General features: G+C 53.5%; 29 protein-coding genes. 16 read left to right on the top strand and 13 right to left on the bottom strand.

The window, feature by feature from the left end; translation table 11 throughout:
- Positions 1–16: 16 nt before the first annotated feature.
- The 3 genes from purS to KO503_RS05875 form a co-directional block, all read right to left on the bottom strand.
- The gene (gene purS / locus KO503_RS05865; RefSeq protein ID WP_215990629.1) at positions 17–247 is read right to left on the bottom strand and encodes a phosphoribosylformylglycinamidine synthase subunit PurS; all 231 of its coding nucleotides are present in this window, start codon (positions 245–247) and stop codon (positions 17–19) included.
- 67 nt (positions 248–314) lie between these two features.
- Positions 315–1,073, bottom strand: coding sequence for a phosphoribosylaminoimidazolesuccinocarboxamide synthase (gene purC, locus KO503_RS05870; RefSeq protein ID WP_215945470.1), 759 nt, complete (start codon positions 1,071–1,073; stop codon positions 315–317).
- A 34-nt stretch (positions 1,074–1,107) separates the two neighbouring features.
- The gene (locus tag KO503_RS05875) at positions 1,108–1,278 is read right to left on the bottom strand and encodes a hypothetical protein (protein ID WP_215990630.1); all 171 of its coding nucleotides are present in this window, start codon (positions 1,276–1,278) and stop codon (positions 1,108–1,110) included.
- Between the two features lie 78 nt (positions 1,279–1,356).
- On the opposite strand from KO503_RS05875, the gene KO503_RS05880 reads away from it, so the two are divergent.
- Together KO503_RS05880 and bmt are read left to right on the top strand one after the other, a co-directional pair.
- On the top strand, positions 1,357–1,662 hold the full coding sequence (locus KO503_RS05880; protein ID WP_215990631.1) for a DUF1476 domain-containing protein: 306 nt from the start codon (positions 1,357–1,359) through the stop codon (positions 1,660–1,662).
- A gap of 503 nt (positions 1,663–2,165) precedes the next feature.
- Positions 2,166–3,182 carry a betaine--homocysteine S-methyltransferase gene (gene bmt / locus KO503_RS05885; protein WP_215990632.1) on the top strand — a complete coding sequence of 339 codons (1,017 nt, stop codon included), beginning with the start codon at positions 2,166–2,168 and terminating at the stop codon, positions 3,180–3,182.
- A 36-nt stretch (positions 3,183–3,218) separates the two neighbouring features.
- On the opposite strand, the gene KO503_RS05890 is transcribed toward bmt, so the two are convergent.
- Positions 3,219–4,322 (bottom strand): PA0069 family radical SAM protein, encoded by a 1,104-nt coding sequence (locus KO503_RS05890; RefSeq protein ID WP_215990954.1) that lies wholly within the window; start codon positions 4,320–4,322, stop codon positions 3,219–3,221.
- Between the two features lie 109 nt (positions 4,323–4,431).
- On the opposite strand from KO503_RS05890, the gene KO503_RS05895 reads away from it, so the two are divergent.
- Entirely contained in the window at positions 4,432–5,127 is a 696-nt protein-coding gene (locus tag KO503_RS05895; RefSeq protein WP_215990633.1) for a corrinoid protein, read from the top strand.
- A gap of 9 nt (positions 5,128–5,136) precedes the next feature.
- On the top strand, positions 5,137–5,781 hold the full coding sequence (locus KO503_RS05900; RefSeq protein ID WP_215990634.1) for a DUF1638 domain-containing protein: 645 nt from the start codon (positions 5,137–5,139) through the stop codon (positions 5,779–5,781).
- On the opposite strand, the gene KO503_RS05905 is transcribed toward KO503_RS05900, so the two are convergent.
- The gene (locus tag KO503_RS05905; protein ID WP_215990635.1) at positions 5,778–6,206 is read right to left on the bottom strand and encodes a SufE family protein; all 429 of its coding nucleotides are present in this window, start codon (positions 6,204–6,206) and stop codon (positions 5,778–5,780) included. The two genes, KO503_RS05900 and KO503_RS05905, sit on opposite strands and share 4 nt — an antisense overlap.
- A gap of 157 nt (positions 6,207–6,363) precedes the next feature.
- Between KO503_RS05905 and KO503_RS05910 the strand changes: the two genes are divergently transcribed.
- The 3 genes from KO503_RS05910 (at position 6,364) to KO503_RS05920 (ending at position 9,348) form a co-directional block, all read left to right on the top strand.
- Positions 6,364–6,864 carry a hypothetical protein gene (locus tag KO503_RS05910; protein ID WP_215990636.1) on the top strand — a complete coding sequence of 167 codons (501 nt, stop codon included), beginning with the start codon at positions 6,364–6,366 and terminating at the stop codon, positions 6,862–6,864.
- Positions 6,865–6,929: 65 nt separating this feature from the next.
- The gene (locus KO503_RS05915) at positions 6,930–7,880 is read left to right on the top strand and encodes a nucleoside hydrolase (RefSeq protein WP_215990637.1); all 951 of its coding nucleotides are present in this window, start codon (positions 6,930–6,932) and stop codon (positions 7,878–7,880) included.
- Positions 7,881–7,935: 55 nt separating this feature from the next.
- Entirely contained in the window at positions 7,936–9,348 is a 1,413-nt protein-coding gene (locus KO503_RS05920; protein ID WP_215990638.1) for a protein adenylyltransferase SelO, read from the top strand.
- Positions 9,349–9,364: 16 nt separating this feature from the next.
- Here the strand turns inward: KO503_RS05920 and KO503_RS05925 are convergent, their stop codons facing one another.
- Positions 9,365–10,027: a hypothetical protein gene (locus KO503_RS05925; protein ID WP_215990639.1), complete on the bottom strand. Its 663-nt coding sequence runs from the start codon at positions 10,025–10,027 to the stop codon at positions 9,365–9,367.
- Positions 10,028–10,141: 114 nt separating this feature from the next.
- Between KO503_RS05925 and KO503_RS05930 the strand changes: the two genes are divergently transcribed.
- Both KO503_RS05930 and KO503_RS05935 read left to right on the top strand, forming a co-directional pair.
- Positions 10,142–10,873, top strand: coding sequence for an endonuclease/exonuclease/phosphatase family protein (locus KO503_RS05930; RefSeq protein WP_252730957.1), 732 nt, complete (start codon positions 10,142–10,144; stop codon positions 10,871–10,873).
- A 180-nt stretch (positions 10,874–11,053) separates the two neighbouring features.
- Entirely contained in the window at positions 11,054–11,926 is an 873-nt protein-coding gene (locus KO503_RS05935; protein ID WP_215990640.1) for a PhzF family phenazine biosynthesis protein, read from the top strand.
- Between the two features lie 5 nt (positions 11,927–11,931).
- On the opposite strand, the gene KO503_RS05940 is transcribed toward KO503_RS05935, so the two are convergent.
- Positions 11,932–12,558 (bottom strand): TetR/AcrR family transcriptional regulator, encoded by a 627-nt coding sequence (locus KO503_RS05940; RefSeq protein ID WP_215990641.1) that lies wholly within the window; start codon positions 12,556–12,558, stop codon positions 11,932–11,934.
- A 334-nt stretch (positions 12,559–12,892) separates the two neighbouring features.
- On the opposite strand from KO503_RS05940, the gene KO503_RS05945 reads away from it, so the two are divergent.
- Positions 12,893–13,306, top strand: coding sequence for a Fur family transcriptional regulator (locus tag KO503_RS05945; protein WP_215990642.1), 414 nt, complete (start codon positions 12,893–12,895; stop codon positions 13,304–13,306).
- A gap of 139 nt (positions 13,307–13,445) precedes the next feature.
- On the opposite strand, the gene zigA is transcribed toward KO503_RS05945, so the two are convergent.
- Entirely contained in the window at positions 13,446–14,663 is a 1,218-nt protein-coding gene (gene zigA / locus KO503_RS05950; protein ID WP_215990643.1) for a zinc metallochaperone GTPase ZigA, read from the bottom strand.
- A 218-nt stretch (positions 14,664–14,881) separates the two neighbouring features.
- Between zigA and eno the strand changes: the two genes are divergently transcribed.
- On the top strand, positions 14,882–16,159 hold the full coding sequence (eno, locus tag KO503_RS05955) for a phosphopyruvate hydratase (RefSeq protein ID WP_215990644.1): 1,278 nt from the start codon (positions 14,882–14,884) through the stop codon (positions 16,157–16,159).
- Positions 16,160–16,298: 139 nt separating this feature from the next.
- Here eno and KO503_RS05960 read toward each other — a convergent pair whose 3' ends face one another.
- The 3 genes from KO503_RS05960 to KO503_RS05970 form a co-directional block, all read right to left on the bottom strand.
- The gene (locus KO503_RS05960) at positions 16,299–17,504 is read right to left on the bottom strand and encodes a multidrug effflux MFS transporter (protein ID WP_215990645.1); all 1,206 of its coding nucleotides are present in this window, start codon (positions 17,502–17,504) and stop codon (positions 16,299–16,301) included.
- Positions 17,505–17,717: 213 nt separating this feature from the next.
- Positions 17,718–18,284: a YbhB/YbcL family Raf kinase inhibitor-like protein gene (locus tag KO503_RS05965; RefSeq protein ID WP_215990646.1), complete on the bottom strand. Its 567-nt coding sequence runs from the start codon at positions 18,282–18,284 to the stop codon at positions 17,718–17,720.
- A gap of 208 nt (positions 18,285–18,492) precedes the next feature.
- Positions 18,493–19,602 carry an anhydro-N-acetylmuramic acid kinase gene (locus tag KO503_RS05970; protein ID WP_215990647.1) on the bottom strand — a complete coding sequence of 370 codons (1,110 nt, stop codon included), beginning with the start codon at positions 19,600–19,602 and terminating at the stop codon, positions 18,493–18,495.
- 72 nt (positions 19,603–19,674) lie between these two features.
- Between KO503_RS05970 and tyrS the strand changes: the two genes are divergently transcribed.
- Complete coding sequence (gene tyrS / locus KO503_RS05975; RefSeq protein WP_215990648.1) at positions 19,675–20,928, top strand: tyrosine--tRNA ligase; 1,254 nt, start codon at positions 19,675–19,677, stop codon at positions 20,926–20,928.
- Positions 20,929–21,050: 122 nt separating this feature from the next.
- Here tyrS and KO503_RS05980 read toward each other — a convergent pair whose 3' ends face one another.
- Positions 21,051–21,611 carry a peptidylprolyl isomerase gene (locus tag KO503_RS05980; RefSeq protein WP_215945488.1) on the bottom strand — a complete coding sequence of 187 codons (561 nt, stop codon included), beginning with the start codon at positions 21,609–21,611 and terminating at the stop codon, positions 21,051–21,053.
- Positions 21,604–22,110, bottom strand: a complete 507-nt coding sequence (locus KO503_RS05985; protein ID WP_215990649.1) for a peptidylprolyl isomerase — start codon at positions 22,108–22,110, stop codon at positions 21,604–21,606. Before KO503_RS05985 ends, KO503_RS05980 begins: the two co-directional genes overlap by 8 nt.
- A 184-nt stretch (positions 22,111–22,294) precedes the next feature.
- On the opposite strand from KO503_RS05985, the gene KO503_RS05990 reads away from it, so the two are divergent.
- From KO503_RS05990 to pdhA, 4 genes are all read left to right on the top strand, one after another.
- Complete coding sequence (locus KO503_RS05990; RefSeq protein WP_215990650.1) at positions 22,295–23,470, top strand: phosphoglycerate kinase; 1,176 nt, start codon at positions 22,295–22,297, stop codon at positions 23,468–23,470.
- 265 nt (positions 23,471–23,735) lie between these two features.
- Positions 23,736–24,629 (top strand): fructose bisphosphate aldolase, encoded by an 894-nt coding sequence (locus KO503_RS05995; RefSeq protein ID WP_215990651.1) that lies wholly within the window; start codon positions 23,736–23,738, stop codon positions 24,627–24,629.
- Between the two features lie 231 nt (positions 24,630–24,860).
- A complete protein-coding gene (locus tag KO503_RS06000) occupies positions 24,861–25,163 on the top strand; it encodes an FtsB family cell division protein (RefSeq protein WP_215945547.1) in 303 nt (100 codons plus the stop codon).
- Positions 25,164–25,517: 354 nt separating this feature from the next.
- Complete coding sequence (pdhA, locus tag KO503_RS06005) at positions 25,518–26,519, top strand: pyruvate dehydrogenase (acetyl-transferring) E1 component subunit alpha (protein WP_215945492.1); 1,002 nt, start codon at positions 25,518–25,520, stop codon at positions 26,517–26,519.
- Positions 26,520–26,529 lie beyond the last annotated feature (10 nt).

Raw genomic sequence — 26,529 nt, forward strand, 5'->3', positions numbered from 1 at the left:
ATCGCGTGGATTGGGCTTACGCCAGTTCGATCGAATAGCTCTCAATAACCGTATTGGCCAAAAGCTTGTCGCACATGTCTTTGATGGTGTCTTCTGACGTGCCATCGGCCAGATCAAGTTCGATCACCTTGCCTTGGCGCACATCGTTGACGCCATCGAACCCCATCGCGCCAAGCGCGTGGCGCACGGCGGCGCCTTGGGGGTCGAGAACACCGTTTTTCAGCATGACATTCACGCGGGCTTTCATAGTCAGGGACCCTTTCTTTCGAGGTCTAAGTCTTAAATCAGTCTTACGATTTACGGTTTCCCGTAGATCAGTTGATCACAGTCGAATTGGCCGCAGGACCGTTTGTTGGCAGAACGCCCAAACGGCGCGCCACTTCGGTGTAGGCGTCCGTCAAGTTGCCCAAATCGCGGCGGAACACATCTTTATCAAGCTTTTGGCCAGACTCGATGTCCCACAAACGACAGCTATCAGGTGAAATTTCATCCGCCACGATCAAGCGCATAAAGTCGCCTTCCCAAACACGGCCAATCTCGATTTTGAAATCGATCAATTTGATGCCAACACCGTACATAACGCCGGACATGAAATCATTGACCCGCAAAGCAAGCGCCACAATGTCGTCCATGTCTTGCTGAGAAGCCCAGCCGAAGGCGATGATGTATTCTTCAGGCACCAAAGGATCACCCAAGTCATCGTCTTTGTACGAGAATTCGATAATAGGCCGTGGCAGGCGTGTGCCCTCTTCAATGCCAAGACGTTTGGACATGGACCCAGCGGCATAATTGCGCACGATCACTTCCAAAGGCACGATCTCGCATTGGCGGATCAACTGCTCACGCATATTCAAGCGTTTGATAAAGTGGTTCGGCACGCCAACGCTGTTGAGACCTTCCATGAAGAACTCGGACAGACGGTTGTTCAAAACACCTTTGCCATCCACTACAGCCTTTTTCTCGGCGTTGAACGCTGTGGCGTCGTCTTTGAAATACTGGATCAAAGTCCCTGGCTCTGGACCCTCATAGAGTGTCTTTGCTTTGCCTTCGTAGATTTTTTTACCACGCGCCATGGGGTCTCCAATAGATATGGGGGCCGGGAATCATTCATCCAGCCGCTCTAAGTGGCTCTTTAGGGCAAGCGGCGCGGCCAAGCAAGATCACGGCAGGGATTTGAACCCGCAAATCTGTTACCAAAGGGTCATAAAGGGCCAAAGGGCTGCGTAAAACCATGTTCACATCGCGCATGCAGCCTATAAACATAAGCACGACTTTCACACGCGCGCCCCCATTCCCTCTTGAAGCCAAGGCCTAGGGGCGTCATATCTTAATCAAACACCGAACGGAGGACTGACCATGTCAGCATTTGACGACCGCGAATCTGCTTTTGAAAACAAATTCGCCCATGACGAAGAAATGCAATTCAAAGCCGAAGCGCGCGCCAACAAGCTTTTGGGCCTTTGGGCGGCTGAGATTTTGGGCAAAGACGACGCAAACGCCTATGCTTTGGAAGTGATCAAAGCCGACTTTGAAGAAGCCGGCCATGACGATGTGATCCGCAAAGTTGTGGCAGACCTTGGGGACAAATCCTCCGAAGCGGCGATCCGCGCCAAACGCGCTGAATGCTTGATTGAAGCCAAAGGCCAACTTGCTGAGGGCTAAGCCCTACGCGCAGGTTAAGCGCCGCTTTTGCTGCACACAGCGGCTTTAGATCACGGCAAAACGACAAACGGCTCAGGTCTCTGGGCCGTTTTTTAACATCATGATCTTGCGTTCATTCGACAGACCGTCACCGCAGGACCGGATCTCACAGTTCATCCATCACAATTCACCCAATCGCTTACAATCCTTCGCAACGTTTTGCCGTGGCTGAATACAATCTTGGCGTGTCGCTGCGCAAACCTATGACCTCAGCACTGCCCCGCACGTCTCGTACGCCCCTTGCGATTGTTTCGAAAAACCCCCATCTCAAAAGATACACTTTCACCGCTTCACCACGCCATTTCTCATGACTTTCATAAACGTTATGATTTGAATGAATTTGATTCATTTGCCCAAGTCTGGCAAACAGCCCTCAAAGCCATTGCGGGAGGCTCCCCGAGCCGCACGCGTACCCAAACACTGCCCGTCCTATAAAGCGCGGCCCAAACAGACCGGATTTCACAATGACTGACGCCCTCACCCGCCTGCTCAGCGAACGCGATTGGCTTTTGACCGATGGTGCGACTGGCACAGCATTGTTCAACATGGGGCTGCAATCCGGCGATGCGCCTGAGCTTTGGAATGTCGACAAGCCTGAAAACATCACCAAACTCTATCAGGGTGCGGTGGATGCTGGCTCTGATATATTCTTGACCAACACTTTTGGCGGCAACGCCTCGCGGCTCAAACTGCATGACGCCCAATCGCGTGTGCATGAATTGAACAAAGCCGCCGCAGAAATTGGTCGCGAAGTGGCAGACAAAGCGGGCCGTACCGTGATCGTTGCAGGGTCCGTTGGCCCCACTGGCGACATCATGGAACCTACGGGCACGTTAAGCTTTTCAGACGCGGTGGAAATGTTCCACGAGCAAGCCGAGGGCCTAAAAGCGGGCGGCGTTGATGTCTTGTGGATCGAGACAATTTCTGCCCCCGAAGAATACCGCGCCGCCGCAGAAGGCGCGCGTTTGGCTGGCATGGCTTGGGCGGGCACCATGTCCTTTGACACAGCCGGGCGCACGATGATGGGTGTCACCTCGTCCCAAATGGCGAACTTGGTGGAAAAAATCGACAACCCGCCCGTGGCTTACGGCGCCAACTGTGGTGTGGGGTCTTCTGATCTGTTGCGCACGGTTCTTGGGTTTTCCGCCCAAGCCACTGGTCGGCCGATCATCGCCAAAGGCAACGCTGGCATCCCCAAATACCACGATGGCCATATCCACTACGATGGCACACCCGAATTGATGGCCGATTACGCTTGCATGGCGCGTGATGCGGGGGCCACGATCATTGGTGGTTGCTGTGGCACGACGCCTGTCCACTTGCGTGCGATGCGCGAAGCGCTTGAAACCCGCCCCCGTGGCGAGCGTCCGACGCTTGAATTTATCGCCGAAAAACTTGGCGGGTTTTCGTCACCATCAGACGGCACCGACGACAAAGGCCCAACACGGGACCGGTCGTCTTCACGTCGCCGCCGCACATAAACCAAACAGGGTGATCCGCAGATGGCCATCCAACGGTCAAAACAACGACAGCTGGTCCCCCATTTTGGGCGGCACGCGAAACATGTCGCGCGTCAAGCGAGGCAGTTTCAACCGCAAACCTGTGCGGTTGAGCGCGATGTCGAAACGCTGCGCCATCAAATCCGCCCATTCGCCCTGCCCCTTCATCCGCTTGGTAAAACTGCTGTCGTAATCCTTGCCCCCGTGCAATTCGCGCACACGGTTCATCACGCGAGCGGCCCGGTCAGGCACATGCTCGTTCAGCCAATTCTCGAACAAGGGCGCGACCTCACGCGGCAAGCGCAGCATAATATAGCTGGCAGCCTGCGCACCATTTTTGGCGCAAGCACTCATGATTGCCTCAAGCTCGTGATCGGTGAGCGCAGGGATAACAGGCGCCACCATAGCGCGCACCGGAATGCCCGCGTCACTGAGCATACGAATGGTTTTCAAACGCCGCGCGGGCGCGGGCGCACGCGGCTCCAACTGACGCGACAACGTGGACCCCAAGGTGGTGACAGAAATCCCCACATGCACCAATCCTTTGGCGGCCATGACGCGCAAAATATCGATATCGCGCTCAATCAACGTGCCTTTGGTGGTGATCATCACCGGATGATTGTGATCGCTGAGCACCGTCAGAATATCGCGCATCACGCGGTCCCGCGCCTCGATGGGCTGGTACGGATCGGTGTTGGTGCCGATGCCGATCGGGGCCACGTCGTAAGATTTGGCCGACAATTCGCGTGCCAAAACCTCTGCCGCGTCCTTTTTGCGGGTCAAACGCGTCTCGAAATCAAGCCCCGCAGACAGGCCCAAATAGGCATGAGAAGGCCGCGCATAGCAGTAGCTGCACCCGTGTTCGCAACCTCTGTACGGGTTGATCGAGCGGTCAAAGGGCAAATCGGGGCTCTCGTTGCGCGACATAATTTTGCGCGGGCGCTCGTCCACCGTGGTGGTGCGCAGGGTCGTTTCCTCGAAAGGCGCGTCCCATCCGTCAATATAGGTTTCGCGGGCCAGCTTTTCGAACCGGCCAACAGCGTTGGAGGACGCTCCGCGGGCTTTTGCTTTGAGGCCCAGCGGCAGCGCCGGCCCAAGGGGGAGTGTGGAATCATATGCCATACTCAAGATGTAGAACAAAATGAGAACATTTGCCAAGCCCTTCTGTTTAGGGTAGGCCAAAATATAACAGCACAGGCTTTCACCGGTGCCGCCACAAAAGGAACTGCATATGTCTGATCAAGAAGGCGATCTCATCCTAGCCGATCTCAACGATTCCGAGCTTGTCGAACAGATGATGGACGATCTTTACGATGGCCTCAAAGATGAAATCGCCGAAGCCGTAACCATTCTTTTGGACCGCGGCTGGGTGCCTTACGACATTTTGACCAAGTCTTTGGTCTTGGGCATGCAGATTGTTGGCGATGACTTCCGTGATGGTATTTTGTTCGTCCCCGAAGTGCTGCGCTCTGCGCAAGCGATGAAAGGCGGCATGGCCATTTTGAAGCCGCTGTTGGTGGAAACCGGCGCGCCGAAAATGGGAAAAATGGTCATCGGCACCGTCAAAGGCGACATCCACGACATCGGTAAAAACCTTGTGGCGATGATGATGGAGGGCGCAGGCTTTGAAATCATCGATCTGGGTATCAATAACCCTGCCGAAGACTACATCAACACCGCCATCAATGAGGGCTGCGATATCATCGGCATGTCCGCTCTGCTGACCACAACCATGCCTTACATGAAAGTGGTCATCGACCAGTTGACCGAGATGGGCAAACGTGGCGATTATATCGTTTTGGTCGGCGGTGCGCCGTTGAACGAAGAGTTCGGCAAGGCCATCGGTGCGGATGCCTATTGTGACGACGCGGCGATTGCGGTTGAGACCGCGAAGTCCATGATCGCGCGCCGCCACAACCAAGTTTAATCTGGGCAGATGCCTGATCCTGCCTCCCAAATAACGGACGAAGCCCTGCGAGATGTGGGGCTTTTGCCATTTGGGGCGGGCAAGACCTTGGTGATTGCCTGCGGCGCTCTGGCACGCGAGGTTTTGGCCATCATCAATCTCAATGGCTTGGACCACATAACCCTAACTTGCCTGCCCGCTATTTTACACAACACGCCCAAAGACATCCCACAAGCCGTTGAGAACGCAATCATTGCGCATCAAGATGCTTACGATCACTTTCTGGTCGCCTACGGCGATTGTGGCACTGGTGGGCTGTTGCAAGCGACATGTGATCGTTTGGGGGCCGTGATGATCGACGCACCGCATTGTTATGCGTTTTTTGATGGCACAGATCAATTCATCGCCCGTGGCGAGGTCACCAGCTTTTTCCTGACAGATTTTCTAGCCCGCCAATTCGATGCCTTCGTCTGGACGCCGCTGGGCTTGGACCGTTATCCAGACCTGCGCGATATGTATTTTGGCAATTACGAAAATCTGGTCTATTTGGCTCAAACAGACAACGCTGACCTTTTGGCGAAAGCCAAAGTCTGTGCTGATCGATTGGGGTTGAACTTTGAACACCGCAAAACCGGTTATGGTGATCTTACAGAGTTTTTGAACGCAAAGCCTTAATCGGCCAAATGCGCCTCAGCCGTCTCGTGAATACGCGCCACCATCGCGCGCACACCGTTTGAACGTTGCGCAGACAGATGATCGTTCAGGCCTAAACGACCAAGTTCGGCCACGGCATCGGTTTTGACAACCTCTGCTGCGGTCAAACCAGAATAGAGCGCATGCAACACAGCGATCAGCCCTTGCACGATCATCGCATCTGATCCGCCCAAGAAATCAAACCGTGCCTCTGCGCCTTGCCCGTCAAAGCTTGGCACCAGCCACACTTGCGAGGCGCAGCCCTCGACCTTGGTCGCAGGCACTTGAAACGCAGGATCAAGCACCGGAAAAGCCTTGCCCATATCGATGACATGGCGGTAGCGGTCTTCCCAATCGTCGAGAAATTCAAAGGTCTCTGCGAGGTCTTCAAAGGTTTCATTGGCCATGGGGGTGCTCCTGTCTGATCTTGGCTTTGACATAAAGCGTTGCGCGGCCAAGGTCCAGCAGATGCCACAGATTTTGCCCCATGCTCTTGCGCGTGAACCCTTTTCAAACGTCGCGAAGTGCGATAGCCAATGAACAGACTGTTTGAAGGATAAAGACATGCGGCGTCAGGTGATCATTTCGGTTTTGGCTTTGTCCGTTTTGGGCGGCTGTGCGCGCGTTAGCGCCTCAAAATTCAACCCACTCAATTGGTTTGGCCCCTCCGAAGAGGTCGCCCTGACCAAAACAGGCCAACGGATCATCGTTTTGCCCACACTCGCGCCAAATGTTGGCTACGCAGAGTTCCAAGACACCCGCACTTTGGTAACAAGCCTGTCCGAAGTCACAATCGTCAAATCCGCCTCAGGTGGCATTGTCACAGCCGTAGGATTGGTTCCCAGCCTTGGCTATTATGACGCTGAACTGGTGCGCATCGAGACAGATAACCCGACTGAGCTGGTCCTAGATTTCCGCCTGCGCGCGCCTCAAGCCGCCACAGCGATTGGCACGCCTGCACAGCGCCGGATCACCGTGGCGCGGTCTATTTCCGCCCCTGATCTGGCAAACATTCGCACCATAACTGTGCGCAGCGCATCAGGTGCCCGTGTCGTGCGTCGCTAAGGCTTTACATCCCAAAACGGCCGCGCCACTGTGGGCGCTTGACGACGCCATCAAGGATCTAAACCATGACGCACCCCAAGCCCCTGCCACGTAAAATCATTATCGACACAGACCCCGGACAAGACGACGCCGTTGGCATTCTGCTGGCCTTGGCTTCCAGTGAAATCGAGGTCTTGGGCATCACAGCTGTCGCGGGCAACGTGCCGCTGACTTTGACCATGAAAAACGCGCGCAAAATTTGCGAAGTTGCAAGCCGCCGCGATATCTTGGTCTTTGCGGGCTGCGACAAACCGATGGTCCAGCCTTTGATCACAGCGGAACATGTGCATGGCAAATCCGGCCTAGACGGTATTGAGCTGCCCGAACCGACCATGCCAGTGCAAGACAAGCACGGCGTGGATTTCATTATCGAGACCCTGAGGTCCGAACCAAGCGGCACTGTCACCCTATGCCCGATGGGACCGTTGACAAACATCGCCACCGCCTTTGATCGCGCCCCTGATATCATCGAACGTGTGCAAGAAATCGTTCTGATGGGCGGCGCTTATTTCGAGGTGGGCAACATCACTCCCGCCGCCGAATTCAACATCTATGTTGATCCAGAAGCCGCTGATATCGTTTTTAAATCTGGCGTCAAACTGACTGTAATGCCATTGGACGTCACCCATAAAGCCTTGGTGACCCAAGAGCGCCTGATCCCCTTCAAAGACATGGGTCGCGTGGGCGAAGTTGTGCTTGGTTGGATGGATTTCTTTGAGCGCTTTGATATTGAAAAATACGGCTCTGCGGGCGGGCCTTTGCATGATCCCACCGTGATCGCCTATCTGATCACCCCTGATATGTTCAAAGGGCGGTTTATCAATGTCGAGATCGAAACCACGTCTGAATTGACCCGCGGCATGACCGTGGCCGATTGGTGGGGCGTGACGGATCGCGCGCCAAATGCGACATTCATGGGCGATCTGGATGCGGATGCATTCTTTGATCTTTTGACCGACCGCATCGCCACGCTTTAAACCACACAGACCCTGCCTGCCCTTACTGTGACAGGTCCAATCGAAGGTGCCCCTGATGACCCAATTCGACAACAGCTACGCCCGCTTGCCGGATCGGTTTTTCTCAACTGTGACGCCAGAACAGGTGCCTAATCCTGAAATCATCTTGTTTAACAACGCGCTAGCAGATGATCTTGAGGTTGCCGATTGGACCACACGCGCTGACATTTTGGCGGGCAACACTGTTCCAGAGGGGGCCGCGCCCTTGGCGCAGGTCTATGCCGCGCATCAATTTGGCGGTTGGGTGCCGCGTTTGGGCGATGGACGTGCGATCTTGCTCGGCGAAGTGGTCACAGATCATGGCCGTTTTGACATTCAGCTAAAAGGCGCAGGCCGCACCCCCTATTCGCGCAATGGCGACGGGCGCAATTGGGTCGGCCCTGTGCTGCGCGAATATATCGTGTCCGAGTTTATGCATGCCATGAATGTGCCCACGACTCGCGCATTGGCGGCCACAGCCACCGGCGCAAAAGTACAACGCGAACGGGCTTATCCAGGGGCTGTGATCACCCGCGTCGCCTCAAGCCATATTCGTGTTGGCACCTTTCAATATTTCACCGCGCAACGCGACACCGAAGCCGTAAAGCTGCTGATCGAACACGTGCGTGATCGCCATTTCCCGCAGGCCACCGGCACCATTGGCACCTATGAGGCCATCATCGCAGCCCAAGCCAAGCTGATCGCCAAATGGATTGGCTTGGGGTTTGTGCATGGGGTGATGAACACCGACAATATGGCTGTTTCTGGCGAGACGATTGACTATGGCCCTTGCGCCTTTATCGATGGCTATGTGGCCAATGCAGTCTTTTCGTCGATTGACAGAAATGGCCGCTATGCCTTTGATCAGCAATCCAATATCGCCGGTTGGAACCTCGCGCAGCTTGGATCAAGTTTCGTGGCGCTCCTTAGCCAAGAGCTTGGCGGGCAAGAGGCGGCAGTCGAGGTTTTGACTCAAAGCTTGAACGCTTTCCCTGCCCTGTTCCAAGCCGAATGGGGCAAGACATTTGCAGCCAAATTGGGAATTTCGGATCCTACCGATGCCGATCTGGACCTCGCACAGAATCTGCTTGATATAATGGGTGCCAACCGCGCCGATTTCACCAATGTCTTTGCAGGGCTTAGCTCAGGCACCGCCCGCGATGAATTTATCGACCGCGAGACCTTCGACGTATGGCACGCCAAATGGCAGGCACGCATAGAAAACCTGCCTGACGCCTTGTCCGTGATGCAAGCTGCCAATCCAAGGGTGATCCCACGCACACATCGGTTGGAACAAGCCATTCAAGCCGCCGTTGAGGGCAATTTCGCCCCCGCGCAGCGTTTGGCAAAAGTCCTGTCCACGCCGATGGACTTGGCCGAGAACGATATGGACCTGACACGCCCCCCTGAGCCACATGAAGTGGTGCCACATACATTTTGCGGCACATAAGGCATTGATAACGTACCTATTTTGATCTGTATTTGGCAAACAACCGTTTGTTTTGTGTGATGATATCGCGAAAGAATGTCGCGAAAGGTGCATCGCTATCGCGGATCAGATAGATCACCCCTGCCCCAGAGCCGATCAAGCCGCCAATCGCATCGACGATCAAATCCCACATCGTGTCTTGCAACCCGTTTTTTTGCATCGACATGCCAAAAGTCTGGTCCATGGCGTATTCGAACACCTCCCACAGCGCACCGATGCTCAGCGCAAAACAAAAGCCAAACAGGCCAATCGCCAAGGGCGGCGCCGCAAACCTGTCGCCTTGGAACATCATAAACACGATCAAAAATCCGATCAGCCCAAAGCCCAAAGCAGACCCGCCATGCAGCACCACATCCCACCACCAATAGCGATTGTAAAAATCCACCACCTCGCCCAAAAACAAGGTGGCGAAAATAAATAGGATGATCGCCGCCATAAACCGGCGTGGCACATAAACATCAAATTTACGGGCCACAAAAAATGGCACCAATGTCAAAATAAAGGTCCCCAAAGCCAAAAACGATGCCGCATAACGCGCCGTAAACAGCCCCGCGACAAAGGCGACGATGAGCGACACCCAGATCGCTTTGGTGATCACGGTGGCTGAGGCCAAAGACAATTTGGGACGATTGGAGGGCATATATCAGCCTTTCAAAGACGCAAGATCAGAAGAAACCAGTCAAAAGCAACATAAAAACGATACCTTAGACCTGTTGAGGGTGCAAATGCTCAACCTCATCCCCATATGAATGATATGGCTATCAGTAACAGTCCCCAAGCGGCCCGCACCGAGATGCGATTGGCCTCGTACAATCTACGCAAATGTCGTGGCACCGATGGAAGGCGCGCACCGGGGCGGATTTTGGACGTGATCAACGGAATCGACGCTGATGTGGTCGCCTTGCAAGAGGCCGACATGCGCCTTGGTGCGCGCCCTGCCGCCTTGCCGCACCGGATGATTGACACCCATACGGATTTCACGGCTGTGCCAGTTTCGGCTTCAAGTGTCTCTGTCGGCTGGCACGGCAACGCCATTTTGGTGCGCAAATCCGCCATAGTGGACGCGGTGCATCGACTTGATTTGCCGGGGCTGGAACCGCGTGGCGCGGTTGCTGTCGATTTGGAAAACATGCGTGTTGTGGCGGTGCATTTGGGGCTCTTGCGCAGCTATAGACAAAAGCAATTGCACGCCATTCGCGCGGCGCTGGCAAAGATGGCGTTGAAGCCCACAGTAATTTTGGGCGATTTCAACGAATGGTCGCGCACGGGTGGCTTGGACCCGCTCAAAGACGCCTTTGATATCATCGCCCCAGGAAAATCCTTTCATGCGGCGCGCCCCGTCGCGGCGCTGGACCGGATCGCCTTGGATGACGCGCTAGAACTGCGTGACGCGGGCGTTGTCGAAACGGACCTGTCCCGCCGTGCCTCGGATCACTTGCCGATCTGGGCGGATATTTCCATAAGACCGCAGAAAAAGCCTTTGTAAAATATGACATTTTCCCTTTCGCCGTGATGTGCGATACAAAACGCCACACTGACCAGCAGGTATTGTTTTCACAACGCCTTACACTTTCTTGGCGTCATATATATTGTGTTGCGAAATAACTGTTTACGCGGCAGCCTTTGCAACGTCGGCGAGACGCGAAGCTGAATTGGATATATGAATATGACACCAAGGCAGACCCTAGATTATTGCACCTATGATGTGTTCACAGATCAAGCTTTCGGGGGCAATCCTTTGGCGATTGTGTTTGAGGCTGACAACTTGAATGCGGCCCAGATGCAGGTTATCGCGCGGGAATTTAATTTCTCGGAAACGGTATTTTTTCAAACGCCAAAAGAGGCGTCGCACACGATGCGGTTGCGTATTTTCACACCGACGCGCGAACTGCCTTTTGCCGGTCATCCCACCATTGGGGCTGCTGTGGCGCTCTCCGATTTGGGGCATGGACCTGACTTAATATTAGAGCTTGGCGTTGGTGCATTGCCCGCAAAGGCCGAACAGGGTGCAGCCTCTTTTCATGCCGCTCAACCGGTCGAAACCTTGGCGCGGCCTGATGCCGAATTGGTGGCGAAAACCTTGGGGCTGCTGCAAACAGATATTGCCAAGCCCCCTGTTATGGCCAGCATGGGTGTGCCCTTTACCTTTACCGCGCTGACATCACGTGCCGCGCTGTCAAATATTGAGATTGATTTGACCGAGATGCGAACAGGCAACGCCCGCTACCCCTCAGGTCGTGATTTTTCTCAAGCGGCCTATTGGCGCGATGACAGTGCAAGCAATGAGGCTGGCCACGATGTGATACATCTGCGCATGTTTGCACCGCTGGACAGTATTCCTGAAGACCCCGCCACAGGATCGGCGGCTGCGACTTTGGCAGGCCTGCTGTGTGCAGATCGTGGTGCACCGGTTTCTTTGACAGTTTATCAAGGACAAGACATGGGGCGTCCGTCTGTGATCAAGGCCCAAGCAAGTGATAACGGTGTCACCATTTCAGGGCCAGCCATCAAAATGATGCAGGGGCAAATTTTGGTCTGATCGGGTTAAGACGCGCCGCGCAGGATCATGCGTGCAGTGCGAGCAAAGGCATCATCGAAATCTGACAGGTCATAGAGTGCTTTCACATCCTCTGGTAAGCTGTCGAAGTCTTCTGGTTTTTCACCTGCCAAATGCGACGCCCCCTGCAAAGCGACGAAAAGTGCTTGCGCCAATTCAATCGCCGCTTGACGTTCAAGGCCACGGGTTTTCATCAGCCGAGCCGCGAAACGTTCCATCTGCACAGCCATGGCACGTTTGGTTTCGATCAAGCCTTCGCGGGGGAGCTGCGTTTCGATCACAGTGGAAAACCGCGCCAGAAGCTTCAAAAACAAAGGGGTTTCTTCGGCGGCAATCAGCATTTCAGCGGTCAGGGCCGTGTCCATGGCTGCATGAGGCAAAACCAAAGAAATGTAGTTTTCCAAGGCCACTAGATAGAGTTCGGCAAAGACTTCTTCCGGCGTTTCCACGAACATATAGACTGTGCCCTTGGCCAAATTGGCCTGTTTGGCGAGGGCAGACATGGAAAAAGCGCTAAAGCCATCATTCACGACAAGTTCCTGCGCCGCCTGCAAGATCTTTGCAATATGTTCTGCATTGACGGCTTCGTCATAGGCTCTTTTGGATCGTTCCATTAGTGACATCCTGCGCTCCTTGCCAAGTGAGACGCGCACATCCCTGTTTTGCCTGTTTTGGACCATTTTTAATTTCATGCGTATCTCACATTCAATAATTCGACCGACTGTCGCATGGAGGTGTTAACAAACCCTCATAACGCGGCAAAAGATGCGATATTTCCTGCATTTTTTTATCTTTTGGTGAACAGGGTCTGAAATAGCGTCAAAACCTGTGCGACGGAAACGCGCACAGATCATCGACGCAGAGGGGCTGGACCTTGACGTCACAGGTTTCTACAAGCCATATTTCTACAGCGCCCAAACACCATCTAAAACACCGCGAGGAGGCCCCATGGCAGACAGCATTATAAAACGCTGCGCAGGAATAGGGCTTCGGATGACCGATCAACGCAAGGTGATCGCCATGGTCTTGGACCAGTCAGACGATCACCCAGATGCCGAAGAATTGTTCGCACGCGCCGCCATTCATGATCCGAAAATCTCGCTGGCCACGGTGTATCGCACAGTCAAAACCTTTGAAGAGCGCGGTATTTTGGAAAAGCTGGAGTTCGGTGATGGTCGGGCACGCTATGAGGCTGCAGACCGCGCCCACCATGATCACTTGATCGATGAAAACAGCGGTGAAGTGATCGAATTCTACGATCCAGACATAGAAGCTTTGCAAGAAAAGATCGCCACAAAGCTTGGCTATCGGTTGACGGGGCATCGGATGGAATTGACCGGCGTTAAACTGACATCGGATTGAGAGTGCCTCAGCATACAGACCCACGCACAAGGTACACGCAGGTCTGTTGGGGTCATGAGGTCTTAGGCATTAGGCCTTATCGTGGGGTCTCATCGTGCCTCAGGACACAGGGCCAGAACACAGAGGTCATAACACGGGCTCAAGCCGCCGCAGGAGCGGTTTTCCAAACAGGAAATGGATCAGGCAAATCTTGCCATTGTTCTGCGATAAAGTCCTCGTCTTCGACCAAGGCCGCGTCCAAAGCTGCAATCAATGCGGCCTTGTCCATATCCGCCCCGATGAACACCAGTTCTTGCCGACGATCCCCGAAGGGTTCTTGCCAATGTTGTGCAAAATACTGAACGCCCTGTTCATGGGTTGGCCAACGATCTTGCGGCACTGTCGCCCACCACTGCCCCAGCGGTTTCACCGTGCACAGCGTGCCTGCCAGTGAATATTCCAGCAACCAATCGGGGCGTGTTGCCACCCAAAAATGCCCCTTGGCACGCAACACGCCCGCCAAATCGCTTTGCAGTAAATCATAAATTTTCTGCGGCTGAAACGGACGGCGCGCGCGGTAGACAAAGGACGAGACCCCGTATTCTTCGGTCTCTGGGATGTGATCCTCGAACCCGTAAAGTTCTTTGGCCCAAAGCGGATGATCATAGGCGGTTTCGAAATCGAACAGCCCCGTGTCAAAAATACGATCGGCCGGTACATCGCTGTAATCGGTCTCAATGATCTGCGCGTCAGGATTGAGTGCGGTGATAATGGTGCGCGCAACCCTAAGACGTTCCGGCCCTGCGGCGCTGATTTTGTTCAGCACGACCACGTCGGAAAACTCGATTTGATCCACCAGCAAATCCACCAGCGTGCGCTCGTCTTCCTCGCCCAGCGACTCGCCGCGATCACGTAAGAAATCTTGACTGCCGTAGTCTTTAAGCAGGTTCACCGTATCGACCACCGTCACCATGGTATCCAGCCGCGCCACGTCCGCCAAGCTGTTGCCGTCCTCGTCACGAAAATCAAACGTCGCGGCCACGGGCAGAGGCTCGGAAATGCCCGAAGATTCGATCAGCAGATAATCAAACCGATCCTCTTTGGCCAAGGCGCGCACTTCCATCAACAAATCGTCGCGCAGAGTGCAACAGATGCAGCCGTTCGACATCTCGACCAGCTTTTCTTCGGTCTGGCTGAGGTTTGCCCCGCCGTCGCGCACCAGATCCGCGTCGATGTTCACCTCAGACATGTCGTTGACAATCACGGCGACGCGACGCCCTTCGCGATTATTTAGGACCGCATTGAGCAGCGTCGTTTTGCCTGCCCCCAAGAATCCGGACAACACGGTCACTGGCAGGCGCTTATCTATTGCTGGCATTTTTATTCCTCACGTAAGTTGATATGTTATAACATATCAATCAAAGCCAAAGTAACAATCCCTATTCTGATCCTAATATGGAGCTAAAAACACGAAAACCGTTACCGCTAACACCCAAAGTGACCTTATGTTAGCGCTCAATTGTTGACGCCTCGTTCTGGGGTGTTATCAAGCCTGTGATTGGCCTGTAACCAACCTCTTTCAAAAGGGACGCCCACATGAGCACCATCATTGATATCCTCGGTCGCGAAATTCTTGACAGCCGCGGCAATCCAACTGTCGAAGTCGACGTTATCTTAGAAGACGGCACAATTGGCCGCGCTGCTGTGCCCTCTGGTGCCTCAACTGGCGCGCATGAAGCGGTTGAGAAACGCGATGGCGACAAAGCCCGCTACCTTGGCAAAGGCGTTTTGGAAGCTGTCGCAGCCGTGAACGGCGAAATCGCCGAAGCGCTTGTTGGCATGGACGCCACAGAACAAGAAGCCATCGACGCCGTGATGATCGAACTAGACGGCACACCAAACAAAGCCCGCTTAGGCGCCAACGCGATCTTGGGCGTGTCTTTGGCTACGGCTAAAGCCGCTGCTGACTATTCCGCCTTGCCGCTTTACCGTTACATCGGTGGGTCTTCTGCACGCGTATTGCCTGTGCCTATGATGAACATCATCAACGGCGGCGAACACGCGGACAACCCGATCGACATCCAAGAATTCATGATCATGCCAGTGTCGGCTGCGAACATCCGCGAGGCCATCCGCATGGGCGCTGAAGTGTTCCACACGCTGAAAAAGGAACTCACAGCAGCCGGTTACAACACGGGTATCGGTGACGAAGGCGGCTTTGCCCCTGCGATCAACTCCGCACGTGAAGCCCTTGATTTCATCATGAAATCCATCGAAAAAGCAGGCTACACCCCAGGCAAAGACATCTACCTTGCCCTCGATTGTGCCTCTTCTGAGTACTTCGAGAACGGCAAATACGAGCTTAAAGGCGAAGGCAAATCTTTGTCCTCTGCTGAAAACGCTGACTACTTGGCTGCCCTGTGCGACGACTACCCGATTATCTCTATCGAAGACGGTATGGACGAAGACGATTGGGACGGCTGGAAACTTTTGACCGACAAAATCGGCGATAAAGTCCAGCTTGTGGGCGATGATCTTTTCGTGACAAACCCAGTGCGCTTGGCAGATGGTATCAAGCAAGGCGTGGCCAACTCTATGCTGGTCAAAGTGAACCAAATCGGCTCTTTGTCTGAAACATTGAAAGCCGTCGATATGGCCCACCGCGCGCGCTACACCAACGTGATGTCGCACCGCTCCGGCGAAACCGAAGACGCAACTATCGCTGATTTGGCTGTCGCCACAAACTGTGGTCAGATCAAAACAGGGTCGCTTTCACGCTCTGACCGTATGGCGAAATACAACCAGCTGATCCGCATCGAAGAAGAACTCGGCGCAACAGCAGAATACGCCGGCACATCCATCCTCAAGGCCTGAGGCCGCGAGCCGCGGCAGGCATTATTGGTGCCATGCTGAAAGCCTGCGTTTTCTACCGTGCTGAAACGGATTGACCAAACACAAAAGCCCCGCCAAATTGGTGGGGCTTTTGCTTTGGCTTTCTAGACGTCAGATTGCGTCACAAAGGCTTAGTCACCTTATCTGCCACAAACGACCGGTGCTGCACCGCCAGCCACATGATTGCGCAGATGATCCCGACAGAGAGCAGCAGAATGCCGTAATTGCGGATCAGATCGTGCGAGCTGGTCGATACAAGCTGCACGCCGACGGCTCCCATCAAAGTCCCACCAAATTGAATAAGCGCTGCCGCCGACCCCGTGTCCTTATCTTGCTGATCCAACAATAGGTTAGCCCCAGGTATCCGCAAAACAATGACGGAGGTGGTTGTCACGGCGGCCCCTGCTGCGAATATCCACAAAGACTGTGCCGCAAAGACCAACATCACCAAACCACTGAGAACTATCACAGCAAAACAGCTCAAAATGATTGATTGAACGCGGATGAAACCAGACAGACGCATGTAAATCATCGGCCCAAGACTCGCACAGGCCGCATTGAACGCGAAAATAAAGCTAAAGGCCTGCTCGGACAGACCAAAACCGTCGATATAAACATAAGCCGCCGTGCCCAAAAAGGCCATCAAACACATCGGCACCAGCGAGAAGAGCAACAACAGGTAAGCGAAGCGCGGGTTCATCAACACAACCGCCAAACGGTTCCATGACTTCGCAATTGGCGCTGTAGATTTTTCTGTCACAGTTTCACTGTACAAGGACACAAGCACGCCCGCGAGGCAGCCAAACAGCGCCAGCACCACAAACACCATACGCCATGACGCGATTTGCAACAAAAACGCGCCAAGTACAGGCGCAACCATTGGTGCAATGATCACCAAAGACATCACCGTTGCCATCACCTTTTCGCGCTCGCGCCCGTCGTACAGATCTTTAACAATAGCTGTCCCGACCACAGTCACCCCACCGCCCGACAGCCCTTGTATCACACGAAACCCGATCAGGCTTTCGATGTTAAACACCACGGCGCAGAGCAGACTGGACACAATGTAAATCGCCAACGTGGTGAACAAAATCGGCTTGCGCCCCGTTCTTTCGCTCAATGGTCCCCAAAACAACATGCCGACCGCAAAAGCGACCATAAACGCCCCAAGGGTCATGTTGACCATAGCGTGACGGGTCTCAAAACCTTCCGCCATCTGCGGCAAGGCGGGCAGATACATATCCATCGTCAGTGGCGGAAAGGCTCCTAAAATAATCAACAAAAACAGCGTCCCACGCCGCCCTAATTTTGGCTGCTCAACATTCATTATAAAATATCCTATTTCGCTGATCCTATTTTTCAGATCAACCTGCGCCGAGTTCTAAGCAACACATGCTGCGTCGTCCAGACATCGACACGCAATGGCAAACGGGCCGTATAGCAAAGCACAAAGGCGGTTTCACAAATAAATCACAAGCGCGCTGCCAGTTCACAACTCCACGGGGAAAAATCTAAACTTTTCCCCCTAACTGCAACCCGTTCAATTCCAAAAGGAAAAGGACGAGGACGCAATCACATCATCTTGAATGGCTTGCGTCATCACCGTCCAATCAACGGACAGGCTGTCGGATGCGGGCAAGGTCTCTGGGGGTGTGCTGAGGGCATAGGCGGTGATTTTGTATTCATGGCGCGCGCCCGCAGGTGAACAGGGTGGCGTGTAGCCGGTAAAGCGCCCGTCTTTATCCGCCCCCTCATCGCCCAAAGACGCAGGATTGCCGCGCGGCAAATCGGTAGTCTCGGGCGGGATGTTCCACAGCAACCAATATTGGCTCGGCGCATCGACACCCTCAACCCTACCCCGCGGATAATGCTGCATAATCACGGCTAGGCTTTCGGTCCCCTCAGGCATGCCAGACCACGCCAACGGTGGCGACAATCCATCGCCGCCATCGCGCGAACATTTCATGTCGGCAGGCAAATCGCCACCATCCGCAATTGCGGGGCTTGTCAGGATGAAAGTGTCTTGGGCCAAGACCGGACCTGCTGCTGCGGCGGCGGTGCAAAGCGATATCGCAACAAAGCTGAAATCAATTCGGAGCATAGTCATCTGTTGGGTATCCTTGGCAAAACGCAGAACTGCGGGAAAGTTGACATAAAGATGATACGCGCACATCGCGGTTTTCCGTCGCAAATACCCGCAGCAGGCTCCACACTGCGACAAGGTCGCTGCACCAATGCAGCCAAAGATCTTTAAAACATGTAAACCGAGACCCGCGCCAAGGTTTAAACTGTTTAAACCTCACGCCGAATTGTCGTTAAACCTTTGCCCCGTCTGGCGTGGAGACCTGTCCCCCGCCCACAGCCGCCGCAACCCCGGTGGTGCTTGAGCAGCTCGTCGGCAAACCACGTTTGACCCGCACGGCAAGGTAAGCAAAGGCCTGCGCTTCCAACATGTCGCCGTCCAAATCAACGACTTCGATCGGCTCCACAGGGCAATCCAAAGCGGCAGCAATCATCGCCATCATCACAGCGTTTTTGCGCCCGCCACCAGAGACCAAAATCCGCTTGGGCGCGCTTGGACAATGCTCCATCCCTTGCGCGACAGAGGCTGCGGCCATAGCAGTCAACGTGGCTGCGGCATCTGCATCACTCAAGGTTTTCACTTGCGACAACACATTATGAAAATCATTTCTATCCAGTGACTTAGGGGGAATTTTTGCAAAATACGCATGACGCGAGAACGCGTTCAAAAGGTCTATATCCACGGTTCCTTGAGCGGCCAGATCACCGTTTTCGTCAAAAGATTTACCAAAGCGCACCTGCATCAAATCGTTGATCGGCGCATTGGCTGGCCCCGTATCAAAGGCCAAAACAGCATCAGTCTCAGCCGGATTGACTATAGCCGGATTGACCCACGTCAGATTGCCCACGCCGCCTAAGTTCAAAAAAACCAACGGTGTCTGCGCATCAATATAGCGCGCGCAGGCATGGTGGAAAAACGGCGCCAGCGGCGCACCTTGCCCCCCCATCGCCACATCATTCGAGCGAAAATCCCACACAACGGGCACATCAAAAATCTGCGCCAAAACCGCGCCAGAACCAGCTTGATAGGTGCCTAAACCTCGTGGATCATGCGCGAAGGTTTGACCGTGAAATCCAATACAATCAAAGCCTTGCAACTCACTCAAAGCCTGTGCATGGGCTGTTTCGATCAATTCGACGGCCTCATCAGAGGCTTTCCAAAGACCTAAATTGGCACGCAAAATTCCCTGTTCAGCCTTTGAATAGGGGCGAAAAAAACTGTCGCCAAATTCGAAAATCGTCTCGCCATCGGTCAAGACGAGCGCCACATCAACGCCGTCAAGCGAGGTGCCAGACATGCAGCCGGCGACCCAAATTGGCTCTGCTTTGTTTTTCACGGCCATGACACTCTTTCCCTTTGGCGTTTGGCCAGATATATCAGGCATTGCTAACCCTTCAAATGGATAAAAATTGCAATGACATACCACCCCAAATCAGACTTTATGGCAGTGATGATCGAGCGCGGCTTTCTCGCCGATTGCACAGACTATCAAGGCCTTGATGAAGCCCTGAGCAAAGGTGTTGTTTCAACCTATATCGGCTATGACGCCACTGCGGCCTCGCTACATGTAGGGCATTTGCTAAACATCATGATGCTGCGCTGGCTGCAAAAAACGGGTCACCAGCCGATCACTTTGATGGGCGGCGGCACCACGAAAGTGGGCGACCCAAGTTTTCGCGCTGATGAACGCCCGCTTTTGACTGACGCAAAGATCAACGAAAACATCAACGGTATGCAAAAGGTCTTTGCGAAATACCTGTCGTACAATGATGACACGCCCACAGGCGCGAAGATGTTGAACAACGCGGAATGGCTGGATGGGTTGAACTATCTTGAATTTCTGCGCGACATCGGCAAGCATTTTTCGGTCAACCGGATGCTGTCATTTGAAAGTGTAAAATCACGACTTGATCGCGAACAATCGTTGTCGTTCCTCGAATTTAACTACATGATTTTGCAGGCTTATGACTTTTTGGAACTCAACCGTCGTTACGGTTGTTTGTTGCAAATGGGCGGGTCGGATCAATGGGGCAATATCATCAATGGTATTGACCTGACACGCCGCGTTTTGGACCACGAAATCTATGGGCTGACCTCGCCTTTGTTGACCACATCTGATGGCAAAAAGATGGGCAAATCTCAAGGTGGCGCCATTTGGCTGAATGATGAAATGCTCAGCTCTTATGAGTTCTGGCAGTTCTGGCGCAATACGACGGACGCGGACACAGGACGGTTCTTGAAGCTTTACACAGAGATTCCAGTTGACGAATGTGATCGTCTGGGCGCGTTGCAAGGGTCTGACATCAATGAGGCCAAGATCATTTTGGCCAATGAAGTGACCGCCCTTTTACATGGGCGCGCAGCGGCTGAGGCAGCTGAAAAGACCGCACATGAAGTTTTCGAGAAAGGTGGCACGGGTGATGACCTGCCAACGCTTGAATTGAGCGCAGATGACATTGGCGATGGCATTTCCATCGTGCAATTGTTTGTACGTGCGGGCCTGTCTGGCACGGGTAAAGAAGCCAAACGCCTGTTTGCAGACAACGGTGCGAAAGTAAATGATGCAGACCACAAAGACGCTGGCGTCTTGGTGACAGTTGCGGATTTGGCAAGCCCGATGAAGCTATCGGCAGGTAAAAAACGCCATGCGTTGATCGTTCTAAAATAGAACTTATCGAACATTTAGATCGAATTGGGGCTGCATTTGCGGCCCCTTTTTGCATTTACACAACATCAACGCAAAAGGCCCCGCAGATGCGAGGCCCCTTACATATCTTTTCGCAAAATCGTTTAGTCTGTGACCGTCACAGAGACCATTTTGTCAGGATCGCCAATGACAGCGCCGTTGGCGCCACGACCTTTTTTGATCGCATTCACAACATCCATGCCTTCGGTCACGCGACCAACAACGGTGTACTGACCGTTAAGGTGCTGCGCGGGTTCGAACATGATGAAGAACTGCGAATTGGCGGAATCTGGGTTCTGACTGCGAGCCATACCCACGACGCCTGTGTCGAAGTTTTCGTTTGAAAACTCAGCTTTCAAATCAGGATAGTCCGATCCGCCCATGCCCGCACGGGACATGTTGAAATCTGCGCCGCCGGTTTTCCCGAATTGCACGTCACCTGTTTGCGCCATGAAGCCATCGATCACGCGGTGAAACACCACGCCATCATATGCGCCCTCAGAGGCCAGTTTGGTGATCTGCGCGACATGACCAGGGGCCACATCTTCAAGCAAATCGATTTTGATCACGCCATTGCTTTCGCCCGCAACAGTGATCTCAAGACCTGTCGCAAAGGCAGGGGCACTTGCGAGCAAAGCCAAAGCTGCAACAGTTGATTTAAACATCAGCAGCCACTTTCACAGAGATCATGCAATCAGGGTATTGAGCAGGCTCGCCGCGGGTGATTTTGTCGACAGCCTCCATGCCAGAAATCACACGGCCATAGACAGTGTACTGGTTGTTGAGGAAGTGGTTGTCGGAAAAGTTGATGAAAAACTGCGAGTTCGCAGAATCAGGGTTCTGGCTGCGCGCCGCACCCAATGTACCACGATCATGTGGCAAGCTGGAAAATTCTGCTGGAACGTCAGGCAAATCAGAGCTGCCTGTGCCCGCACGGCGGATTTGGAAATCTTTGTTTTGGTTGCCAAACTGAACATCGCCTGTTTGCGCCATAAAGCCCTCAATCACGCGGTGAAAGACAACACCGTCATATGCACCAGAGCGTGCGAGTTCTTTCATGCGTGCACAGTGCTGTGGAGCAACATCAGGCAAAAGCTCAATCACGACTTGGCCGTGCTCAAGCTCAACAAGGATTGTGTTTTCTGGGTCTTTGATATCGGCCATGGTGTGGTTCCTTATCTGAAAAATATATCTGTTTGGCGCGCAACCTAAGGTGCAAAACCGCCAAGGGAAAGGGCAAGTTTGCGTGAACGGCTTTGGTTGGCCCGATATGCACCCATTGACCTTGAACGCGAGGGCGGGCAAACAAGAAGAAATTCATCAAACGCCCCCGCGCAAGGATACCCTCATGGCTTGGAAAACGCTCGACGACATGGATTTGAACGGCAAAATTGTGCTCACACGTGTGGACATTAATGTGCCTATGAAAGACGGACGCGTCACTGACGCATCGCGTATTGAGCGCATCAAACCAACGATTGACGAAATCGTTGCAAAAGGCGGTGTGCCCGTGATGTTGGCCCACTATGGTCGCCCGAAAGGCGCATATGTGGCTGAACTGTCTTTGTCGCATGTTTTGCCTGCGGTGAATGAAACGCTGGGCCGCGATGTGACATTTATCGAGAAACCGTCTCGCGAGGCGCTGGAGGCTTTGCCTGCAGGGTCCGTTGTTTTGGTTGAGAACACCCGATTCACCAATATGGAAACAGACAACGACCCCAAAATGGCGCAGTTTCTGGCCTCACTTGGTGACATCTTTTGCAATGACGCGTTTTCTGCGGCCCACCGCGCTCATGCCTCGACCACTGGCGTCGCGCATTTGCTGCCCTCTTGTGCTGGTCGCTTGATGCAGCAAGAACTGTCTGCCTTGGAATCCGCTTTGTCCAAACCTGAGCGCCCCGTTGTGGCCGTTGTTGGCGGCGCGAAAGTGTCGACCAAGCTGGACCTGTTGAGCAACCTTGTGCGCAAAGTCGATCATTTGGTGATTGGCGGCGGCATGGCCAATACGTTTTTGGCGGCGCAAGGCATCGATGTGGGCAAGTCCTTATGCGAGCACGATTTGGCAGATACCGCACGCGACATTTTGAAAAAAGCGGATGAGGCAGGCTGCGAGATTATCCTGCCTGTGGATGTGACCATCGCTTGGGAATTTGCGGCAAACACCAAACATGAAACGGTGGATGTGGCCGCCTGCCCTGCTGACGCGATGATTTTCGATGCAGGCCCCAAATCTGTTGAACGGATCAATGCGGTGATCGCCGCCTCCAAGACCTTGATCATGAACGGACCTTTGGGCGTATTCGAGCTAGAGCCCTTTGGCACGGGCACCTTTGCGATGCTGGCTGAAATTGCCAAGCAAACCGATGCAGGCGCTTTGATTTCTGTGGCAGGCGGTGGTGACACTGTGGCGGCAGTGAATGCGGCAGGTGTGGCAGATAGCTTTACATATATTTCGACCGCAGGCGGTGCTTTCCTTGAATGGATGGAAGGCAAAGAACTTCCAGGTGTGGCCGCGCTTGGCTAAGCCTTTTGCACGATCAAGACTTTCAAAGACGCCTGCCTCACATCGAGTGCAGGCGTTTTTTATTGGCCTGACCGCAATGATCGAACACATATCTTTTTTAGAAACGATGAAAGGACCGACCTGTTAGCGCCAACACGCACCGCGTTAGCGCAACCATTTCTCATGTTAGCGCGACCACAATTGCACGAAAATCAAAGCCACGCTAATCACAGCATAGACCCATGACCAGTCCCGCCGACGGGACTCAGATGAATGAGGAATCTCCATGTCGATCCAAGAAATGACAGCCAAAATCCGCGACGGCCAAGGCTTTATCGCAGCCCTTGATCAATCAGGGGGATCTACTCCAAAAGCACTGGCGCAATACGGGATCGAACCTAACGAATACAATGGCGACGAACAAATGTTCGACATGATCCACGCCATGCGGTCGCGCATCATGCAGTCCCCTGCCTTTACCTGTGACAAAGTCATCGGCGCGATCTTGTTTGAAATGACAATGGATCGCCAAGTGGCTGGCAAACCCACCCCGCAATATCTGTTCGAAGAAAAGGGTGTTGTGCCGTTTTTGAAAATCGACAAAGGCTTGGAAGCCGAAGCTGATGGCGTGCAGTTGATGAAGCCAAACCCCGGTCTGGATGAGCTTTTGGCGCGCGCAGAAAGTTTAGGTGTGTTTGGCACGAAAGAACGCTCTGTCGTTAATGCGGCCAATCCAGCGGGCATCAAAGCTGTCGTCAAACAACAGTTCGAGATCGGCGAACAGGTGATCAAAGCGGGCCTGATGCCAATGCTTGAGCCTGAAGTGACCATCACAATCGCAGACAAAGCCGAAGCCGAGGCGATCTTGCGCTCTGAAATTTTGGCCGAGCTGGACGCGCTAGATGAAAGCAAACAGGTGATGTTGAAACTGTCACTGCCGACTGAGGCGAATTTCTACAAACCCCTGATCGACCACCCACGGGTGTTGAAAGTTGTGTCTTTGTCTGGTGGCTATTCACGCGAAGAAGCCAACGCCAAGCTGGCTAAGAACACCGGCATGATCGCGTCGTTCTCGCGCGCGTTGATCCAAGGGCTGAACGCCAAACAAGCGGACAGTGATTTTGATGCCATTCTCGGCACAGCGACAACGGAAATCCACGCGGCCTCTGTCGCGGGCTAAACCCACTACATATAGACATTGCAAAGGGGCGCGGCGCGATATGCTGCGCCCCTTTTGCGTTTTGCATATCGTATCTCGTAACAGATTGATTCAACGGCATGAATCCAACGTCAAAAAAATGAAAAAGTGATTCGAAAAGGGATTCACAAAGCGATTCGCCTATGACATAGTCCCTCTACGGATCACCCATAAGAGGTGGCCGTGGCAGTAACTACAGGTAACACTCCTATCATGGCGTCCATCCGCAAACGTCCTTCTATCGCTGTTCTGATATATACAGCCATAATCGTCACACTTGGCGGTTACTTCACCTTTGCCTCTGTGCAGGGTGAGTACGGGCTGTTCCGCCGCATTCAAATTGAGGCGGAGCTTGAAGACCTACAAGCGAAGAGTGCGACACTTGCGGCAAATCTTGAAGTTATGCGCAACAAAACGTTGCGTATGTCTGATGGCTATTTGGATCTGGATCTTCTCGACGAGCAAGCGCGAGATGTTCTGGGTTATGTCCGCGCCGATGAGTTGGTCATTCGCTAAGGGTGCATCTAAAGCGTTGCAAGTTAGACGTGAGTCACATGTTTAACTTGAAGCGCAAGCAACAAAATGATGTTGCGCACGCTTCGAAATCAAGCCGTGACTCGGCTTCGTTTCGAAACACTTTAGAGCACGCTTAGCGAACCCAATCCCCTCCACTACCCAACCCAAGCAAGCCCGCATCACAGCTAAGGCACATGAACTGCTTGCCATAACGCACATCAGATCATAGCCTTGCATGGAACGCATAGCAGCTGCACGCAGCGCATAGTAAATTCTTGATGCAATTGCAGGCAGAACTCTATATAATATAGTTTAACACTAAACTATATCTGCGACTTTGGAGGAGGAAGCCGTATGGCGCCCAAAAAGACCACCGCAAATACCGCGAGCAAAGCGAACGTTTCAAAAGACGAATTGCTCACGTATTACAAGGACATGCTCCTTATTCGCCGCTTTGAAGAAAAGGCAGGCCAGCTCTATGGCATGGGCCTGATCGGCGGCTTTTGTCACCTCTACATCGGCCAAGAAGCCGTTGTTGTCGGGCTTGAGGCCGCGACCAAAGAAGGCGACAAACGTATCACATCTTACCGCGATCACGGGCACATGTTGGCTTGCGGCATGGATCCAAACGGCGTTATGGCCGAATTGACCGGTCGTGAGGGTGGTTACTCCAAAGGCAAAGGCGGCTCCATGCACATGTTCTCGAAAGAGAAACATTTCTATGGTGGCCACGGCATCGTTGGCGCGCAAGTGCCGCTTGGTGCTGGCTTGGCGTTCTCTGATAAATACAAAGGCAATGACAATGTGACTTTCGCCTACTTCGGCGATGGCGCGGCCAACCAAGGTCAGGTTTACGAGACCTACAATATGGCGCAGCTTTGGGACTTGCCGGTGATTTTCGTCATCGAGAACAACCAATACGCCATGGGCACATCTGTTCAGCGCTCAACCAAATCCCCATCCTTATGGGAACGTGGTGCAGCTTACGGCATCGCAGGCGAAGAAGTCGACGGCATGGATGTGCTGGCGGTGAAAGAAGCCTCTGAAAAAGCTGTGGCACATTGCCGTGCGGGCAAAGGCCCGTATATTTTGGAAGTGAAAACATACCGTTACCGCGGTCACTCCATGTCTGATCCGGCCAAATACCGTTCACGCGAAGAAGTGCAAAAGATGCGCGAAGAACGTGATCCGATTGAAGCGATCCGGTCTTTGTTGCTCACAGGCAACCACGCCACTGAGGACGATCTCAAGGCCATCGATAAAGAGATCAAAACCGTGGTCAACGCCTCTGCCGAGTTTGCCAAAGAGAGCCCAGAGCCCGCTTTGGAAGAACTCTGGACAGACATTTACGCCTAATTCGAGGGAG

Source organism: Pacificibacter marinus, assembly GCF_018860505.1.
Lineage (GTDB): Bacteria > Pseudomonadota > Alphaproteobacteria > Rhodobacterales > Rhodobacteraceae > Celeribacter > Celeribacter marinus_B.

Bases quoted from the DNA above. Each gene is read 5' to 3' on its own strand.
- eno (WP_215990644.1), top strand. From the start codon at position 14,882: ATGAGCACCATCATTGATATCCTCGGTCGCGAAATTCTTGACAGCCGC.
- purS (WP_215990629.1), bottom strand. From the start codon at position 247: ATGAAAGCCCGCGTGAATGTCATGCTGAAAAACGGTGTTCTCGACCCC.
- KO503_RS05985 (WP_215990649.1), bottom strand. From the start codon at position 22,110: ATGGCCGATATCAAAGACCCAGAAAACACAATCCTTGTTGAGCTTGAG.
- KO503_RS05980 (WP_215945488.1), bottom strand. From the start codon at position 21,611: ATGTTTAAATCAACTGTTGCAGCTTTGGCTTTGCTCGCAAGTGCCCCT.
- purC (WP_215945470.1), bottom strand. From the start codon at position 1,073: ATGGCGCGTGGTAAAAAAATCTACGAAGGCAAAGCAAAGACACTCTAT.
- KO503_RS05990 (WP_215990650.1), top strand. From the start codon at position 22,295: ATGGCTTGGAAAACGCTCGACGACATGGATTTGAACGGCAAAATTGTG.
- KO503_RS05945 (WP_215990642.1), top strand. From the start codon at position 12,893: ATGGCAGACAGCATTATAAAACGCTGCGCAGGAATAGGGCTTCGGATG.
- KO503_RS05935 (WP_215990640.1), top strand. From the start codon at position 11,054: ATGACACCAAGGCAGACCCTAGATTATTGCACCTATGATGTGTTCACA.
- bmt (WP_215990632.1), top strand. From the start codon at position 2,166: ATGACTGACGCCCTCACCCGCCTGCTCAGCGAACGCGATTGGCTTTTG.
- KO503_RS05895 (WP_215990633.1), top strand. From the start codon at position 4,432: ATGTCTGATCAAGAAGGCGATCTCATCCTAGCCGATCTCAACGATTCC.
- KO503_RS05915 (WP_215990637.1), top strand. From the start codon at position 6,930: ATGACGCACCCCAAGCCCCTGCCACGTAAAATCATTATCGACACAGAC.
- KO503_RS05995 (WP_215990651.1), top strand. From the start codon at position 23,736: ATGTCGATCCAAGAAATGACAGCCAAAATCCGCGACGGCCAAGGCTTT.
- KO503_RS05880 (WP_215990631.1), top strand. From the start codon at position 1,357: ATGTCAGCATTTGACGACCGCGAATCTGCTTTTGAAAACAAATTCGCC.
- KO503_RS05920 (WP_215990638.1), top strand. From the start codon at position 7,936: ATGACCCAATTCGACAACAGCTACGCCCGCTTGCCGGATCGGTTTTTC.
- KO503_RS05965 (WP_215990646.1), bottom strand. From the start codon at position 18,284: ATGACTATGCTCCGAATTGATTTCAGCTTTGTTGCGATATCGCTTTGC.
- KO503_RS05890 (WP_215990954.1), bottom strand. From the start codon at position 4,322: ATGGCATATGATTCCACACTCCCCCTTGGGCCGGCGCTGCCGCTGGGC.
- KO503_RS05940 (WP_215990641.1), bottom strand. From the start codon at position 12,558: ATGGAACGATCCAAAAGAGCCTATGACGAAGCCGTCAATGCAGAACAT.
- KO503_RS05925 (WP_215990639.1), bottom strand. From the start codon at position 10,027: ATGCCCTCCAATCGTCCCAAATTGTCTTTGGCCTCAGCCACCGTGATC.
- tyrS (WP_215990648.1), top strand. From the start codon at position 19,675: ATGACATACCACCCCAAATCAGACTTTATGGCAGTGATGATCGAGCGC.
- KO503_RS05905 (WP_215990635.1), bottom strand. From the start codon at position 6,206: ATGGCCAATGAAACCTTTGAAGACCTCGCAGAGACCTTTGAATTTCTC.
- KO503_RS05930 (WP_252730957.1), top strand. From the start codon at position 10,142: ATGGCTATCAGTAACAGTCCCCAAGCGGCCCGCACCGAGATGCGATTG.
- KO503_RS05960 (WP_215990645.1), bottom strand. From the start codon at position 17,504: ATGAATGTTGAGCAGCCAAAATTAGGGCGGCGTGGGACGCTGTTTTTG.
- KO503_RS05900 (WP_215990634.1), top strand. From the start codon at position 5,137: ATGCCTGATCCTGCCTCCCAAATAACGGACGAAGCCCTGCGAGATGTG.
- KO503_RS05970 (WP_215990647.1), bottom strand. From the start codon at position 19,602: ATGGCCGTGAAAAACAAAGCAGAGCCAATTTGGGTCGCCGGCTGCATG.
- KO503_RS06000 (WP_215945547.1), top strand. From the start codon at position 24,861: ATGGCGTCCATCCGCAAACGTCCTTCTATCGCTGTTCTGATATATACA.
- pdhA (WP_215945492.1), top strand. From the start codon at position 25,518: ATGGCGCCCAAAAAGACCACCGCAAATACCGCGAGCAAAGCGAACGTT.
- zigA (WP_215990643.1), bottom strand. From the start codon at position 14,663: ATGCCAGCAATAGATAAGCGCCTGCCAGTGACCGTGTTGTCCGGATTC.
- KO503_RS05910 (WP_215990636.1), top strand. From the start codon at position 6,364: ATGCGGCGTCAGGTGATCATTTCGGTTTTGGCTTTGTCCGTTTTGGGC.